At 41.5% G+C, this 16,895-nt stretch carries 12 protein-coding genes; 10 read left to right on the top strand and 2 right to left on the bottom strand.

The window, feature by feature from the left end; all coding sequences use genetic code 11:
- On the top strand, nucleotides 1-406 hold a 406-nt coding region (locus BLS32_RS13655; protein ID WP_317043863.1), incomplete at its 5' end, for a hypothetical protein.
- Nucleotides 407-545: 139 nt separating this feature from the next.
- Here BLS32_RS13655 and tamL read toward each other — a convergent pair.
- Together tamL and BLS32_RS13645 are read right to left on the bottom strand one after the other, a co-directional pair.
- The gene (tamL, locus tag BLS32_RS13650; RefSeq protein ID WP_091396911.1) at nucleotides 546-2,843 is read right to left on the bottom strand and encodes a translocation and assembly module lipoprotein TamL; all 2,298 of its coding nucleotides are present in this window, start codon (nucleotides 2,841-2,843) and stop codon (nucleotides 546-548) included.
- Complete coding sequence (locus BLS32_RS13645) at nucleotides 2,843-7,894, bottom strand: translocation/assembly module TamB domain-containing protein (RefSeq protein WP_091396908.1); 5,052 nt, start codon at nucleotides 7,892-7,894, stop codon at nucleotides 2,843-2,845. Before BLS32_RS13645 ends, tamL begins: the two co-directional genes overlap by 1 nt.
- Nucleotides 7,895-8,095: 201 nt before the next feature.
- Here BLS32_RS13645 and BLS32_RS13640 point away from each other — a divergent pair, with 201 nt between their 5' ends.
- The 9 genes from BLS32_RS13640 to sucD all read left to right on the top strand — a co-directional run bounded on the left by BLS32_RS13640 (nucleotide 8,096) and on the right by sucD (nucleotide 16,842).
- Complete coding sequence (locus tag BLS32_RS13640; protein ID WP_091396906.1) at nucleotides 8,096-9,331, top strand: HD domain-containing protein; 1,236 nt, start codon at nucleotides 8,096-8,098, stop codon at nucleotides 9,329-9,331.
- A gap of 114 nt (nucleotides 9,332-9,445) precedes the next feature.
- Nucleotides 9,446-10,477 (top strand): UDP-3-O-(3-hydroxymyristoyl)glucosamine N-acyltransferase, encoded by a 1,032-nt coding sequence (gene lpxD, locus BLS32_RS13635; RefSeq protein WP_091396903.1) that lies wholly within the window; start codon nucleotides 9,446-9,448, stop codon nucleotides 10,475-10,477.
- 3 nt (nucleotides 10,478-10,480) lie between these two features.
- Nucleotides 10,481-11,869 carry a bifunctional UDP-3-O-[3-hydroxymyristoyl] N-acetylglucosamine deacetylase/3-hydroxyacyl-ACP dehydratase gene (locus BLS32_RS13630; RefSeq protein ID WP_091396901.1) on the top strand — a complete coding sequence of 463 codons (1,389 nt, stop codon included), beginning with the start codon at nucleotides 10,481-10,483 and terminating at the stop codon, nucleotides 11,867-11,869.
- A 69-nt stretch (nucleotides 11,870-11,938) separates the two neighbouring features.
- Nucleotides 11,939-12,724, top strand: a complete 786-nt coding sequence (lpxA, locus tag BLS32_RS13625) for an acyl-ACP--UDP-N-acetylglucosamine O-acyltransferase (RefSeq protein WP_091396898.1) — start codon at nucleotides 11,939-11,941, stop codon at nucleotides 12,722-12,724.
- Nucleotides 12,725-12,793: 69 nt separating this feature from the next.
- On the top strand, nucleotides 12,794-13,360 hold the full coding sequence (gene efp / locus BLS32_RS13620; protein WP_091396895.1) for an elongation factor P: 567 nt from the start codon (nucleotides 12,794-12,796) through the stop codon (nucleotides 13,358-13,360).
- A gap of 77 nt (nucleotides 13,361-13,437) precedes the next feature.
- On the top strand, nucleotides 13,438-14,367 hold the full coding sequence (locus BLS32_RS13615; RefSeq protein ID WP_091396977.1) for a UDP-3-O-(3-hydroxymyristoyl)glucosamine N-acyltransferase: 930 nt from the start codon (nucleotides 13,438-13,440) through the stop codon (nucleotides 14,365-14,367).
- Complete coding sequence (locus BLS32_RS13610) at nucleotides 14,367-14,732, top strand: nuclear transport factor 2 family protein (protein WP_091396893.1); 366 nt, start codon at nucleotides 14,367-14,369, stop codon at nucleotides 14,730-14,732. The genes BLS32_RS13615 and BLS32_RS13610 overlap by 1 nt, the downstream gene beginning before the upstream one ends.
- 4 nt (nucleotides 14,733-14,736) lie before the next feature.
- Complete coding sequence (locus tag BLS32_RS13605) at nucleotides 14,737-15,876, top strand: hypothetical protein (RefSeq protein ID WP_091396890.1); 1,140 nt, start codon at nucleotides 14,737-14,739, stop codon at nucleotides 15,874-15,876.
- A 93-nt stretch (nucleotides 15,877-15,969) separates the two neighbouring features.
- On the top strand, nucleotides 15,970-16,842 hold the full coding sequence (gene sucD / locus BLS32_RS13600) for a succinate--CoA ligase subunit alpha (protein ID WP_091396887.1): 873 nt from the start codon (nucleotides 15,970-15,972) through the stop codon (nucleotides 16,840-16,842).
- Nucleotides 16,843-16,895: the final 53 nt, after the last annotated feature.

The raw sequence follows: 16,895 nt of genomic DNA, 5'->3' as shown, positions 1-16,895 counted from the left end.
GTGTTGTTGGCGTAGTTTTGAAATGTATCAGAAAGGAAAAAAACTGATCGCAAAACCAACCCATTACAAGCTTATGAAAACATCAGTATCAAACGAAACTTCAAACATTAAACTTGTTGTTTTATTGATCATGTTTTTATTGGCAGGAACAGGAATGTTCGCCCAGACTGCTGAAACTTCAAACGAAACGATAGCGGTTTCAACAAATGCTTCGGCAGTGGAATCAAATGCAAACATCAATATGGTTTCATGGTTCATGGGCACCAAACAAACCCCGAAGGCCACAATATCAACTGACGGTACTGTTGGAAAAAAACAAATGATCAACTCTGGTATCGCACCAAACCGTTTGCTGATCAAAGCATTCCTTAAAAAAGCAAACGACTTTCAAAGCACGATCGCATAAGGTTATTTTATATTAGTTGGATTAGGTATCAGCCTTCTGGAAACAGAAGGCTTTTTTTTGGAACGATGTCAAAAAAAGTGCCGGATACGAAACATTCGCATCCGGCACTTTTTAAGTCTAAAAGAACTTTTAATTTTAATTAAAAAGGATAGCCGATAGCCAGATTAAATACCAGGTTTTCTTTTCTCCAAGAGCCATTTCCAAACGCCACCTGATCTAAAACCCAGCGCTGCCCATCAGGTAAATACGGTTTACGCAACGGGAAGGCGAGGTCTAGCCGCAATACAAGAAATGACAGATCAAAGCGCAATCCGGCACCGGTTCCTACGGCAAGTTCGTTTAGAAAATCGCCAGAAAATTTTGCTCCGGGTTTATTAGTATCGTCTTTCATCAGCCAGATGTTTCCGGCATCTACAAAGATGGCTCCATTGACCACACTGAATAATTTTGCGCGGTATTCGGTATTAAGTTCAAGCTTCAGATCCCCGGACTGATCCGGTAAAAAACTATCTTCATCGACTTCAGACCTGAAAGTTCCCGGCCCTATAGAACGCGCACGAAATGCCCGGATGCTGTTTGTTCCGCCAATGAAAAACTGCTTGATAAACGGCAGCGCAGTTGAATTTCCGTAAGGCAATCCCGCACCAACAATAATCCTGCTCGCAAGCTGCGAATTTTCAGAGAATTTAAAATAATGCCTGAATTCGGTTTCGGCCTTTACAAATTGGCTGAATGGCACGCCAAAAAGATTCTTTACATCACCGCTGCTGGCATCTGCGCCTGTTGCGAGCCCTGCGATCGTTCCGGCGGCTTCAAGCGACCCTTTGAAATAAATCGTGTTTTTTTTGCGTTTCTGCATCGTATTGGTGTATGTATACGAATATGTTGGCCCAAAAATCAATTGTTTTTCGATGACTTTTCCCAAAGAAGGATTGGCATCAATTTGCGATAGGTACAATTCAGACACGTTCGCCGGACTCACATAAGTGATTTCAGTCAGGTTCAACTGGTGTTCTTTTCGTGCATTTTCCTTAAATTGATATCCAAACGACCCTTTAAAAGTATTTAACGCATACAATTTTATGCGTTTTTGGAATTCATAACCCAACGTTGCTTTTGTCCTCGGAACAAATCCTTCCGAAGATTCAATTTTGACAAATGGCGCAATAATTCGCGGCCAAAATAAATTGACTTCGCCTCCAAAACGGTACACATTGAAGCCTTTGTTTTGTCCGGAAACCTGCACTTCTAGTCCGCCGAAAACGGTCGCTGTCAGCAATTCCGCTCCTTTAAAAGTGTTGCGGTTGCTCCAGTTGACATTGAGCTCGGTTCCGGTATAGTTGGCCGAATTGGTTTTAGCCAAAACTTCTACCCGAATCGATTTCTTCGGCAATGGTGTCAGATAATAATAAGCGTCAAGTGTATTTTCAAATCGTGGGGAAACGCGGAATTCATTCTTTACAAACTTAAAAGTTCCGAGATTCACCAGTCGGCTCAATGATAAATTGTGATCGGTCCTGTTGTACAAATCGCCTTTTTTGAAATACAAAGTGCGGTCGTAAATCCTCGGATTAAAAGTGTTTTCAGGATCAATGATCGTAAAATCTTTATACTTTGTAATCGAATCTGACTGCGTGATTTTCTTGGATTCGGTAATCGAATAATTCGGATAAATGACAATGTCGTTGATTTTGTAAACCTCACGCGCATTGTCCGGCGTTTCATCTTTCACAACAATGGTCAAATCTACTGTATGATCGCCGTTTGTACTGTCGACCTGAACTTTCAGATAATCGGCATTGAAAAAGTAATAGCCTTTTTGCTTCAACCGCGCATCAATTCGTTCGCGTTCGTCTTTAATAACATCTAAATTGTAACCTTCACCTGGCTTTAATAAACTGCGGCGTTTGGTTCTTCCGATCGCTTTTACCAATGCATCTGTAGAATCCGAAGGGAAGATCACATTTCGGATCTTAAATTGTTTTCCGGGTTTCACCGTGTATTCTGCAGTCGCTTTTTTACCGTGGCGTGTCGAATCTGAAGTTGTTTGCGCTTGGTAATAACCGTGGTTTTCGACATAATTTTGTAGAATATCCGAATTGTATTTCAGATCAACTTTACCAAAAGTCACCGGCGGTTCGCCCACTTTATATCTTAACCAATAACGAAAACCCTTTTCTTTTTTAGGTTCGCCTGCAATGTTGTACAAATACAATTTAGGGCGCAATCCGAGGATTTTCTTATTTGGTTTCGGACGCAATAAATCTTCAAGTTCTTTCTTTAAATTTTTGCATTCGCTTTTCGGAATGTCCTTTCCTTCAATTTTTACGCTTCCGCCAACATACAGCAATTCGCCTTCAGCAAGATATTTGGTGTTGCTGCAGGAAGTTGCAAAAAGCACGGCCAACGCGCCATATAGCAGGTTTCGGGTTTGCATTATTTTTTCTTTTTTTGTGATTTTTTAACGGCTTTTTCAGCTCTTTCACGGGCTTCGATCGCTCTTTGTTCCTGTGATTTATGAAACAATTCCCGGAATTTGTTGTAATCCATTGTGATGATGAATGCGACTCCGGTTTCTACCACTTCGCCTTGCAAAGCCACCTGGTATTGGTTTTTTCTGTAAAAGCGAACGCGGTAACGGCCGTCTTTTGTCAATTGGTAATCGGCAGATAAATCGCCGGCAATATTGTTTGTATTTTGTCCTGCTTGCTGCGTGCCTTCAAGCCCGAATGTGCTTCCAACGGTTACTTTCAAACGATCGTCCAATAAGGTTTTAGAAACGCCCACATTTAAATCAGTACGGTTCTGACGTTGCCCTGACGTATAATCATCCTGTGAATCCAGATCAAAATTCAACTCCACGCCATTGATCAAATCGCCAGCTAAATTATTCAGCTGTTGTGATAAGATTTTGCTCGCACTTTGTCTTGCTAAAGATTCGGCAGTTGCGCCGCCGGCTTCGCTTGCAAAAGGGTTTTCCCCAATGAATCGGTTCAGTAAAAGCAAGGCAAAAACCTGTTTGTTGAGTTCAGATGGTTCTTGGCGGAGTTGTGCTAGTTTGGCTTGTGTGGCATTAATGACTTCAGTCGAAATGCTGTTGTTTCCTTCAGGTAAAACGATGTCGAAAGTAATGTCTGGTTTCAGCAATTCGCCTTTCATGATCAGTTCCGTTTCAAACGGAATGCGTTGTTTGTACGTGTTTCGAACCGCTTCAGAAACGCCGCCAAGCTGGTCGTCGACCAAATCAATCGGAGCAGTGCTGGTTTTGTAAACGGCGGTAATGCTGATATCGGCAGAAGTTGGCTCGCCTGTCCATAAAATATAGCTACCTTCTTTGATGTCGAATTTGCGTTTGAGTAGGTTGAAAGTCATTTCATACGTACCTTCCGTAAATTCATAACGTCCGGTCAATGTCGTTTTTCCTGACGGATCAATACCGCCGTTCAAGCGTGCTTCGCCTTTCAATTTAAGGTAATCGCCGTTTCCTTTATCGATAACCAAACTCAATTCGGCTTCTTTATCAATTTCGATATTCACCGATGCATTGATGCCTTTGAATGGTGTTTTGCTTAGCGAATCGTTTACAATCTGGATTTTTTTCAATTCGGGATTGTCGCGGTCGATGAATTCAACAATACCTTCTCGGTCAGCGATCGAAGGATCGGATTGCGGCAAAACAACAGTTAGTTTGGTATCTTCATTGATCTTAATGTTTCCACCGATTTCAGGCTTGTTCATGTCGCCTTTAACGGTCAGTTTGCTGTCGAGGTACAATTCGCCATAATACACATCATTGTCTTTTTCAGTCGAATTGATTGCACGGAAATTGTCGGCGTTGATCTTTAAATCGAACCCGAAATCCTGGTAATTGGTTGTATTGATTTTTCCGAGAATGACGAGCTGGTTGTTATTTTCATCAGACAAGGAGAATTTTTCAAAATAAATGCCTTGCTGGTTAAATACGATTTTGTCATTCAGTAATTTAAACGCCGAATTCAGTGGAACAATCGTAAACGCACCATCGTTGAATTTCAATTCGCCCAGCACATTTGGGTCTTTTACCGTTCCTGTAATTTTAAAATTCCCCGATATAAATCCGCTGCTTTTCGCAAGATTTCCCGCTGTAAACGGTTGGATGCTCGTTAAATTAAAATGTGGCATGTCGAGTGCCATATCAAAGCTGCTGTTGTCGGTGCGGTATTTTCCTTCGAGATTCACCTGGTTTCCGTTTCCGGTAATCGCCACATTCGCATTGTAAGTATTCGCGATTTGATTGTCGACTTTAATCGCGATATCACCGATCGTGTCTTTCTTGAAAGTAAAATTATCGACTTTCATATCAGCAGTAAAAACGGGTGTTTTATTTAAGTCTTTGATGAGCGCATTTCCGTTGATGTTTCCGCCCATCGCAAGCGAATCTTTCTGGATGATGTTTGTTAAAGTTTCAATTTTGAAATCCTTGAAATCAACTGCAATCGGCGCATTTGGTGTTTCAGATTGCGATTGCACTTTGATCGAACTTCCGTCTTTACTGAGTTCGAACGCATTCGCATAAATGCCATTGTCACCAAAACGCAACAAGTTTTCAGGATCGACTGCCCAATTGTCATAATTGAGTTTCAGTCCGTCGGGAAGCAGCGCGATTTCGGTGTTTCCGTCGGTTGATTTCAAGGTTCCGGCAATCACGTAACGATCGGCATCTTTCACATCTTTCAACTGCAATAAATACGAAAGCAAGTTTTCTTTAACCGTTCCGGTGATGCTCGTGTAAGGCAATTGCACCGTTTTATTTTTGATGTCATCAACCACGATGCTATAAGTCAAAGCATCATTTTCAGTGTTAACTTTGATAATTGCGTTTGAAATGGCATTGTCGCCGTATGTCAGTTTCGGGATCGCGCCGTTTAAAATTATCGAATCGTTCACCGAATTGTACCTTCCGGCAATCGTGATCGAATCGAGTTGTTTAATATCAGGAACCAATTGCATCAAAAGCGGGCTGTTTTTTACTTTTAAATCAAAGACGAATTGCTGCGCTTCGGTTTTGGTTTTTTTTGCTTTCGGATTCGAATCATAATATTTCGCAATGGAATTCGATAGGGCAGTGCCAATTTGTGTTAGTTTGTATTTTCCGGACATATTCGCATCAACGAACTCAGAACGCAACGCGATGGTGTTCTTTTCAGCGGTTGCCGTTGCAACCACATTGATCGAATCGAGTAAAAATTCCCCTTGCGTATTCGCAATCATGACTTTATTTAAGCTGATCTTTCCGTTGAGATAATCCGGATCGGCAGTCGGAATGTCGGCATCTACCTGACCGCGCATTTTCATCGGGCCGGCATGAAGGTTTAGTTTTTCAAGATCGGCAATATCGAGGTTCAGGTTCAATTTTACCGCTGGATATTTTCCTCCGAAATCGCCGTTTGTAGCCAAATCAAAAGTCAGGTTTGGATCGGCCATCGAAGCTTCTGCCACAAAAACACCGCGGTTGATTTTGCCTTTTAACGCTAAATTCTGGTATACATATTTATTGTATTCGGCTTTGTAAATTTTCCCAGCCACATTTGCCGAAGCCGTTTTCGGATCGAGTCCGGTTCCTTTAACTTTCGCTTTGAGCGTAATTCGTCCAACGGAATCGTTTTTAATTAATTTTCCTACGTTGAAATTCTGAATGTCAACATCGGCATCATATTTTTCCGCATTCTTTTTGCGCTGGTCGAAAAGCGCTTTGACTTTTGCATTTCCGAATGAACTGACGAGATTTAAATTGGTGTTGAAATTATTGATGTAACCAACGAAAGTTCCGTTTAATGCGAGTTGCGACGGCAATTGCAGGTTGTTTGGAAGCGTTCCTTTCGGCACAAATCCGTTGATGTCTTTTGACGTGGTTTCAAATTGTTTGATCGCAAGGTTAAAATACGCTTTTTGCGGATCCGGCAAACCGATAATCCTTCCGCTGGCAGCGATTTTCGTATTTCCGATGCCGCTGATCTCGAGTTTCGGGATCTGGATGTTGTTGACTTTTCCGGTAATTTTCGAATTGATCTGCATGATCGCTTCGGGATTGCTCTTGAACGGATTGGTATCGGCCAAGGACGGAACCAGGATCAAAATGTCTTTAAATCCTACATGACTGCCTTCTAAATTTGCGTTGATATCGAGTTCGCCAGGGTTTTTGCTGATCGATTCAATCGATGGATAACCCACGACAATCTGGTCTTTCAATAACGTCTGCGGTGTTTTTAAATACAGTTTTTTGAGGTAGGCATTTTTCTTTCCATAGTAAAATTCGGTTTTGAGCGATTGCACGTCGAGGCCGCTTTTTTCCTGCGCTGTAAAAGCGTAAATATTTCCTGAAATAATGTCGTTTGCATAAACGAATTGCTCTCCGACAAGATTGAAATTTTTCAGGTCCATGTGTTTGAAATCGACGCCTTTTGCCGTTTTTGCAGCATTTTGATCATCGAATTTGAAAGCAATTTGTTTTAAATCAGCTTGGTTGAGTTTAAAATTCCACGGTTTTCCGGGTGAGGCTTCGGGAACGACTTCTGCATTGGCAACATTTTTAGCGAGTTTCTTTTCGAATTTTCCAATGACCAAAGCGCCTTTCAATTTGTTGATGTCAAGGCTTTCGAGTTCGATATTCTGGTTTTTAATGTCGAAATTATTAACGCGGACAATCATTTTATCGAGATACAATCCGGTGTTGAGCTTCGTTCCGGCGTTGTCATAACCGACGTTTATTTTGGAAAGGTCGATTGCGCGGAGTTTTAATTTTAAATTGGGCTGCTGCGCCAACGAATCGGCGATAGCGCGTGTATTGACTGCGATTTCCTGAACGAGTTCGCCTTGTTTCAAGCGCAGGTTTAGTCCGTCAACAGTAATTTTCGGAATGTCGAAATCCAGATTATCGAGGTCAAATTTGTCAATTTTCGTATCGAAATGGTTCAGATACACTTTGACATCGTTTTTAGAAATGGCATCATCAAACTTAAATCTGATTTTATCGAGGTTGATTTTACTGACCGAAATTTTCATCGGCTTGGAATCGTCTTTCGGCTTTTCATCCGCGGAAGCGAACGCTTTAATAATATAATCAAAATTGAAAACCGAATCTTTATTGCGCTGGATATTTGCCGTAACGCCTTTTAAATCAATCGAATTGACCTCGACTTCATTGCTGATTAATTTAAACAAACTGATGTCAACGGCCAGTTTTTCACCCGAAAGTAAAGTGTCTTTCGCTTGGTCTTCAAAGTAAAAATTTTCGAGGATGACTTTTTTGGGGAAACCGATTTCGATGCGGCCGATGGCGACTTTCGTATGGATTTTTCCTTCGAGATAGGTAACAGCTTTGTTTTTGATAACATTCTGTACCACAGGAACCTGAATCAGTAAAATGATTAAAAGCAGCAACCCAACGACCGAACCAACGATCCAGGCCAACACTTTTAAACTTTTCCTGATGTATTTTTTATACTCCAATGCTGTTTGTTTTAGGTCTAAAAATAGCCAAAATATCAACGAATTCCAACTTTGTGATGAATTTCGGATAGAATTTGCGCATGTAAAGGTGACGAAAGTGCTTGCGGATTTACTTACATTTTAAGTCCAATTTGTTACATTATTTGGCTCAAATCAACGAACATATTGTCGTATATTTGTTTTCCAAAATAGAAGAAATACGTGGGCCAAATCAACAAGCTTAAAATTTTAAACGATCCGATCTACGGATTTATTACCATACCCAATCCATTAATTTACGACCTGATCCAGCATCCGTATTTTCAGCGTTTGCGACGGATTTCCCAGATGGGCATGTCATACCTGGTTTATCCGGGAGCGCACCACACCAGGTTTCACCACGCTTTGGGCTGTATGCACATCATGCAAAAAGCGATTGAAGTGCTGCGTTTTAAAGGTGTGGATATTTCTAAAGAAGAGGAAAATGCGCTGTTTGTTGCGATTTTACTACATGACATCGGGCATGGGCCGTTTTCGCATGCGATGGAACACAGCATCGTTGAAAATGTAAACCACGAGGCGATTTCACTGTTGTTCATGGACAAGCTCAATGCAGAGTTTCACGGGCAATTGTCATTGGCAATCAAAGTGTTCAAAGGTGATTACCACAGGAAATTCATGCTGCAGCTGATTTCAAGCCAACTCGATATGGACAGAATGGATTACCTGAAACGCGACAGTTTTTATACCGGAGTTGCCGAAGGAAACATCAATTCTGACCGTTTGATTCAGATGATGAATGTGGTCGATGATGTGTTGGTTTTAGAAGAAAAAGGCATTTATTCGATCGAAAAATTCCTGATGGCTAGGCGGTTGATGTACTGGCAGGCTTATTTGCACAAAACAAGCCTGGTCGCAGAATTAATTCTGACCAAAACCCTAAAACGCGCCAAAGAACTCACGCAAAAAGGCACGGTATTGCCATGCAGTCCGCCGCTGCTATTTTTTATGCAAAATAAAATTGAACTCGAAGATTTTAATGATAATGTGTTAGACCAATTCGCCCAACTCGACGATTTCGATATTGTTTCGGCATTGAAATCGTGGCAGCATCACGACGATTTTATCCTCAGTGAACTTAGCCGAATGATCATTAATCGTGATTTATTGAAGATAAAACTCAGCAGTGAAAAGTTTCCAGCCGAGGAAATTCAGTTGCTTTCCGAAAGGTTTTCTTCCCAAAACAACATCTCGCAACACGACGCGGCCTACTTTATTTTTAAAGGGAAAATCAAAAACCAGGCCTACAATAAAACCGCCGAACCCATCCATATTTTAAAGAAAGACAAAACGATAGAAGACGTCGTTGAAGCATCCGATCAATTAAATTTGAAAGCGCTGTCGAAACCCGTTACCAAATATTACATTTGCTATCCAAAACAACTGGCAGAAAATTAACAATCAAAATCTATTTTTTATATTTTTGTCGGGATTATATAAAATTGAAAGATTTAAAAATTAAAAGGTTAAACACTGTTTGATCATTATTTTTAAGTCATACAAAAACAATAAATGAAATTTACAGCAGAACAAATAGCGGGCATTTTAGAAGGCGAAGTCGTTGGGGATCCAAATGCTGAAGTTTTTAAGTTGTCTAAAATCGAAGAAGGTACAAACGGTTCGCTGACATTTTTGGCAAATCCTAAATATGCACATTTCATTTATTCTACAGAAGCGACGATTACGATCGTAAACCAGTCGTTTATTCCCGAATCCGAAATTACAACTACACTTATAAAGGTAGAAGACGCGTATTTGTCATTCTCAAAATTGCTCGAATTTTACGACCAGGCGAGAAAAGACAGTAAAATAGGAATCGAGCATCCATCGGTGATTTCATCAAATGTAAAATACGGAGAGAACCTGTTTTTAGGCAGTTTCAGCTACATTGGCATGAATGTCAGGCTTGGAAATAATGTAAAGATTTATCCGAATTGTTATGTTGGCGATAACGTTACTATCGGCGACAACGTCACGCTTTTTGCAGGGGCAAAAGTCTACGCAGATTGTATCATAGGCAGCAATTGCGTGATTCATTCGGGTGTCATCATCGGAGCCGACGGCTTTGGCTTTGCGCCGAATAAAGAAGGGAGTTATAATAAGGTACCGCAAATTGGGAACGTCATTATCGAGGATTATGTTGATATTGGCGCCGGGACAACGGTTGATCGCGCCACTATGGGATCGACAATCATCCGAAAAGGGGTAAAACTCGACAACCAGATCCAAATTGCACACAACGTCGAAATCGGTGAAAATACTGTAATTGCCGCACAAACGGGCGTTGCAGGCTCAACAAAAATCGGGAAACATTGTGTCATCGGTGGACAGGTTGGAATCGCAGGGCATTTGGTAATCGGGGATAATGTTCGCATTCAGGCGCAGGCAGGAGTGGGGAAAAACATTAAGGATGAAGAAATCATCCAGGGAAGTCCGTCATTTGCTTATGGCGATTACAACAAATCGTACGTTCATTTCAAAAACCTCCCGAAAATCGTACACGAATTAGACGAATTAAAGAAATCAATAAATAAAAATAATTAAGGAATGGTTAAACAGACAACCATAAAGACGGACATTTCGTTAACTGGAGTCGGATTGCACACAGGAAAAGAGGTCAAAATGACTTTTAAACCGGCGCCTGTCAACAACGGATATACATTTGTCAGGGTCGATCTTGAAGGGCAGCCGGTCATTGAGGCCGATGCCAATTATGTCGTAAACACACAACGCGGGACAAATCTAGAAAAACTGGGCGTTAAAATCCAGACTTCAGAGCATGTACTTGCCGCATTTGTAGGCTGCGATGTGGATAATGTGATCATTGAACTTGATGCATCGGAACCGCCAATTATGGATGGCTCTTCAAAGTATTTTGTTGAAGCGATCGAGAAGGCCGGAATTGTCGAACAGGAAGCGGAGCGTAAATTTTACGTAGTCAAAGAAGTCATTTCTTTTACTGATGAAGCGACCGGAAGCGAAATTCTAGTGATGCCAAGCGATGATTACCAAGTGACTGCAATGGTTGATTTTGGAACCAAAGTTTTGGGAACGCAGAATGCCACGATGAAAAACATCACCGATTTCAAAAAAGAGATTTCAAATGCGCGGACTTTCAGTTTCCTGCATGAACTCGAATCTTTACTTGAAAACGGACTCATCAAAGGTGGCGATCTAAACAATGCGATCGTTTATGTGGATAAGGACATTTCCCCAAGCACGATGGAAAACCTCAAAACAGCTTTTGGCAAAGAAAAGATTTCGGTAAAGCCAAACGGCATTCTTGATAACCTGACTTTGCACTATCCAAACGAAGCGGCACGCCACAAACTCCTTGATGTCGTTGGTGATCTGGCTTTGATCGGAACAAGGATCAAAGGAAAAGTCATTGCCAATAAACCGGGGCATTTTGTCAATACGCAATTTGCCAAGAAAATGGCAAAGATCATAAAAATCGAACAACGCAACCAGATTCCTGTATATGATTTGCATCAGGAACCGTTGATGGACATCCATAAAATCATGGCAATGTTGCCACACAGGCCGCCGTTTTTATTGGTGGACAAAATTTTCGAATTGTCGGATACACATGTGGTCGGGTTGAAAAATGTTACGATGAACGAACCATTTTTCGTTGGGCACTTTCCAGACGCACCGGTGATGCCAGGCGTTTTGATCGTAGAAGCGATGGCGCAAACCGGAGGGATCTTGGTTTTAAGCACCGTTCCCGATCCTGAAAATTACCTGACATTTTTCATGAAAATCGACAATGTAAAATTCAAGCACAAGGTTTTGCCTGGTGATACCTTAATATTTAAATGTGATTTGATCACGCCAATCAGACGAGGCATCTGCCATATGCAGGCCAACGCTTACGCCAATGGAAAACTCGTTGCTGAAGCAGAACTGATGGCTCAAATCGCCAGAAAACAATAATTTTTTGTTTAAGCGCTTGGTCGTCTATCCGATTAAACGATTAAACAATTAAACGACTAAACAATATATATGAATCAACCATTAGCATATGTTCATCCGGGGGCGAAAATCGCCAAAAATGTCGTAATCGAGCCATTCACAACCATCCATAACAATGTCGTTATCGGTGATGGAACGTGGATCGGGTCAAACGTTACGATCATGGAAGGCGCGCGCATCGGAAAGAACTGCAATATATTTCCGGGTGCGGTAATCGCTGCCGTTCCTCAGGATCTGAAATTTGGCGGAGAAGAATCCCTTGCAATTATTGGTGACAATTGCACCATCCGCGAATGCGTAACGATCAACCGCGGTACGATTGCTTCGGGACAAACCGTCATCGGGAACAACTGCCTGATTATGGCAACTGCTCACGTGGCGCACGATTGCCATGTTGGCGATAATGCGATTATTGTAAACGGCGTACTTTTAGGCGGACATGTCACGATCGGGAATTATGCGATCATTGGTGGATTGTCTGCAGTACACCAGTTTATCAGTGTGGGCGACCATGCGATGATTTCGGGAGGATCTTTATTGAGAAAAGACGTTCCTCCATATACAAAAGCCGCAAAAGAACCGTTATCATACGTCGGGATCAATTCTGTCGGATTAAGAAGAAGGGGTTTTACAACCGAAAAAATCCGTGAGATCCAGGAAATTTACAGGATTTTGTACCAGAAAAATTACAATACTTCCCAGGCGATGAGCATCATTGAGGCAGAAATGGAAGCAACTCCGGAAAGAGACGAAATCCTGGACTTTATCAGGAATTCTTCACGTGGCGTTATGAAAGGCTACACCGGAAATTATTAAATAAGGCAAAACGCATTAGAAAAAACAACGGTTAAACGATTAACCAATTATACAAATAAACAAATTACAATGGCATCTACATCAGATATTAAAAACGGATTGTGCATCAAATACAACAACGATATTTATAAAATTATCGAATTTCTTCACGTAAAACCAGGTAAAGGCCCGGCTTTCGTAAGAACCAAACTGAAAAGCCTAACGAACGGAAAAGTATTGGACAATACGTTTTCTGCAGGACACAAAATTGAGGAAGTACGTGTGGAGAACCACAAATTCCAGTTTTTATATCCGGAAGGCGATGAGTTTCACTTTATGAACGTGGAGTCATTCGAACAGATTTCAATGAACAAAAATATCCTTGATTCCCCTGATTTATTGAAAGAAGGCGAAAACGTAATGGTGAGCATCAATACGGAAACCGATTTGCCATTATCTGTTGATATGCCGGCTTCTGTAGTACTTGAAGTGACTTATGCAGAGCCAGGCGTAAAAGGAAATACCGCTACAAACGCAACAAAATCAGCAACTGTTGAAACCGGCGCTACGATCAACGTTCCTTTGTTTATCAATGAAGGTGACAAAATCAAAATCGATACGACGAATGGCCACTACATGGAGCGCGTAAAAGAGTAAATTAAATTTGACAATCAGCGGATTAGCCAATGCAAACCATTCGCTAATCCGCTGATTGGCTTATGATAAAATTAAAAATGAAATTTCCAAAAGTCTATTCTTTAGAAGAAATTGCCGGACTGATCGGGTGCGAATTCGTAGGCGATAAAAATTTTGAGGTGCACGGCATGAACGAAATCCATGTGGTGGAACCCGGCGATATTGTTTTTGTCGACCATCCGAAATATTACGACAAAGCGCTGCAATCTGCGGCGACAGTCATCCTGATCAATAAAAATGTAGATTGCCCTGATGGAAAAGCGTTGCTGATCTCTGACGATCCGTTTCGCGATTTCAACAAACTGACGCATCATTTCAGGCCGTTTCATTTTTCGAATGTCAGCATTTCAGAATCGGCGCAAATAGGCGCCGGCACGATGATTCAGCCGAATACGTTTGTCGGAAATCACGTTCACATTGGAAAAAATTGCGTGATCCATTCGAATGTGGCGATTTACGACCATACGATCATCGGTGACAACGTGATTATCCATGCGGGAACCGTTTTGGGAGCCGATGCTTTTTATTACAAAAAACGCGCTGAAGGTTTTGACCAATTGTTATCGGGCGGACGCGTGGTCATCCATAACAATGTCGGAATTGGTGCTTTATGCACAATCGACAAAGGCGTTACCGGTGACACGACAATCGGCGAGGGCACGAAAATAGACAATCAGGTGCATGTTGGACACGATACGGTCATCGGAAAAAAATGCCTGATTGCTTCCCAAACGGGAATTGCAGGCTGTGTGATTATCGAAGATGAAGTGACGCTTTGGGGACAGGTGGGAACTACAAGCGGCATCACGATCGGAGAGAAAGCAGTCATTATGGGACAAACCGGTGTGACCAAATCGGTTCCCGGCGGAAAAACTTATTTTGGAACGCCCATCGAAGAATCCCGCGAAAAATTAAAACAACTTGCGAATATTAAAAAGATTCCCGAAATATTAAACAAACTCAAATAATGGTATCTGCTAAAAAAATTGTACAGGATTTTTATAAATCTGATGCGCTGATCAATAGCGAGATCATGGAAACATATTTGCATCCCGAAGTTATCATCGACTGGAATAGCAGCAAAGGTTTTATCCAGATGAAACATGCCGACATTGTGGCAATGGCTGGCGAACTTGGAAAAGCATATATGCGTTCAAAAGTGCGTATGAGCCACATTCTTCAGGACGGAAACCAGGTTGCGGTGCGTTATTCCCATTATATTAAAACTGTTGAAAATCCACGTGAGGAAATGCTGCTCGCCCATTTTTTTATGATTTGGGAAGTAAAAGACGGCAAACTTTTCCGTGGTTACCAAATGACACAGATTTCGTAAAACGATGCAAGCCCAACTTGCAAACGATACTTTAAAAGCCACCACGCTGATCCGGATAACTGCCGTCGCGTGGTTTTTTGCTAAAATAATGAGTTGGAAATTGTGGCTTGCTGACCGTGTTTTTCCGGTTGCCGCACCACTGGATTTTCTCAATTCGGTTCCATCACAAGTGCATTTGTGCCTGATGGGCCTTTCGCTTGGCGGACTTTTCCTTGTTGCCTTTTATCCCAAGAAAAAAATAGTTATCGCTTGTTTACTCATTGTTGAACTATTTAGTTGTTTGCTTGACCAATTGCGCTGGCAGCCTTGGGAATATCAGTACTTGCTGACATTTTGCTTTTTCCTGTTTTATAAATCGGCTCCGAATTTTATAAAAGCGCTTTCGATGCTGCTTGTTGCGACCTATGTTTTTAGCGGTTTGTTTAAATGGAACGGCGGATTTTTGCACAACATCTGGGACAATATGATGCTGCGGAAATTGTTTGGTTTTTCAGACGAAATCATCGGCAATACAATCGTGCATTTTTCAGGGCTTATCCTTCCAATCATCGAAATCGCTTCAGGTCTTGGATTGTTTCTTGCAAAGCGAAAGAAACCATTTGTCTGGCTGGTTGTAACGACACATGTTTTTTTATTGCTTGCGCTTGGTCCGGCCGGATTGCAGCGAAACAGCATCGTCTGGCCGTGGAATTTTGCGATGATCCTGCTCATTTTTGCAATATTCTACAAAGAACAAAATCCAATCCTCACTTGGGAATTTTTTAAAAATAAAGCCAATGCAGCAGTCATTTTAATTGTTGCGGTTTTGCCTCTGACCAATTTCATTGGATTCTGGCCTTCGTATTTTTCGTTTAAACTGTATTCTGGAAATTCTAAGCAACTGGCAATTTGTGTCGAAAATACCGATCGCGATCCCGAATTGAATCCATTTATCGTCAACATCAAATCGGTTTATTGTCCCGAATTAAAATCAACAAATGCCGCAAAATGGACGTTGGATGAACTGAATGTTCCGGTTTATCCTGAAGAAGCCTACTACAAAAAATTAAAAAGGGCATGGATTCAAAAGTTTCCTGAAACGCAAAGCCATTTTATGGTTTTTCAATATCCGTCCAATCCCGAAAACACAAAAGAAATTCCGTAACCAATAAGTATTTTTTGCAAAAGGACATTAATAATTGTCCTTAAAACCTTATTTTTGCGTCACCATTTAAAAAAACAATTTAAAATATATATCATGAGTGTTTTAGTTAACAAGGATTCTAAAATAATTGTTCAAGGTTTTACAGGAAGTGAAGGAACTTTCCACGCTTCGCAAATGATCGAATACGGAACGAACGTCGTAGGTGGCGTAACTCCGGGAAAAGGTGGAACGGAGCATTTGAACCGTCCGGTTTTCAATACCGTTAAAGATGCAGTTGAACAGGCTGGTGCCGATACCACGATCATTTTTGTTCCGCCAGCATTTGCTGCCGATGCGATTATGGAAGCTGCCGATGCCGGAATCAAAGTCATCATTACCATTACTGAAGGAATTCCTGTTGCCGACATGATCAAAGCCAATGATTATATTAAAGATAGAAACTGTACGCTGATCGGGCCAAACTGTCCGGGAGTTATTACTCCGGGTGAAGCTAAAGTTGGGATTATGCCAGGTTTCGTTTTCAAAAAAGGGACTGTTGGCATCGTTTCAAAATCGGGAACTTTGACTTATGAAGCTGCTGATCAGGTGGTAAAACAAGGTATGGGAATCACAACTGCGATCGGAATTGGTGGAGATCCAATCATTGGAACCACAACAAAACAAGCGGTTGAATTGTTGATGAACGACCCGGAAACCAAATGCATCGTTATGATCGGTGAAATCGGTGGACAGCTTGAAGCAGATGCTGCGAAATGGATCAAAGCTGATGGGAACAGAAAACCGGTCATCGGATTCATCGCCGGTGAAACGGCTCCAAAAGGAAGAACCATGGGACATGCAGGAGCCATTGTTGGCGGTGCCGATGATACTGCTGAGGCGAAGAAAAGAATCATGAGAGAATGCGGCATCCACGTGGTAGATTCTCCAGCTGAAATTGGTAAAAAAGTGAAAGAAGTAATGGGATAATTTTCCGTTGCAATGCAGATATTTTAAGCCTCACATTTTGTGGGGCTTTTTTG

The sequence above is a fragment of the Flavobacterium noncentrifugens genome, assembly GCF_900100375.1.
Classification (GTDB): Bacteria; Bacteroidota; Bacteroidia; order Flavobacteriales; family Flavobacteriaceae; genus Flavobacterium; species Flavobacterium noncentrifugens.
This window is presented reverse-complemented; position numbering and strand designations above follow the sequence as displayed.

Excerpts from the sequence above, each read along its gene's own strand:
- tamL (WP_091396911.1), bottom strand. The coding sequence starts at position 2,843 with ATGCAAACCCGAAACCTGCTATATGGCGCGTTGGCCGTGCTTTTTGCA.
- lpxD (WP_091396903.1), top strand. The coding sequence starts at position 9,446 with ATGAAATTTACAGCAGAACAAATAGCGGGCATTTTAGAAGGCGAAGTC.
- BLS32_RS13630 (WP_091396901.1), top strand. The coding sequence starts at position 10,481 with ATGGTTAAACAGACAACCATAAAGACGGACATTTCGTTAACTGGAGTC.
- lpxA (WP_091396898.1), top strand. The coding sequence starts at position 11,939 with ATGAATCAACCATTAGCATATGTTCATCCGGGGGCGAAAATCGCCAAA.
- efp (WP_091396895.1), top strand. The coding sequence starts at position 12,794 with ATGGCATCTACATCAGATATTAAAAACGGATTGTGCATCAAATACAAC.
- BLS32_RS13615 (WP_091396977.1), top strand. The coding sequence starts at position 13,438 with ATGAAATTTCCAAAAGTCTATTCTTTAGAAGAAATTGCCGGACTGATC.
- BLS32_RS13610 (WP_091396893.1), top strand. The coding sequence starts at position 14,367 with ATGGTATCTGCTAAAAAAATTGTACAGGATTTTTATAAATCTGATGCG.
- BLS32_RS13605 (WP_091396890.1), top strand. The coding sequence starts at position 14,737 with ATGCAAGCCCAACTTGCAAACGATACTTTAAAAGCCACCACGCTGATC.
- sucD (WP_091396887.1), top strand. The coding sequence starts at position 15,970 with ATGAGTGTTTTAGTTAACAAGGATTCTAAAATAATTGTTCAAGGTTTT.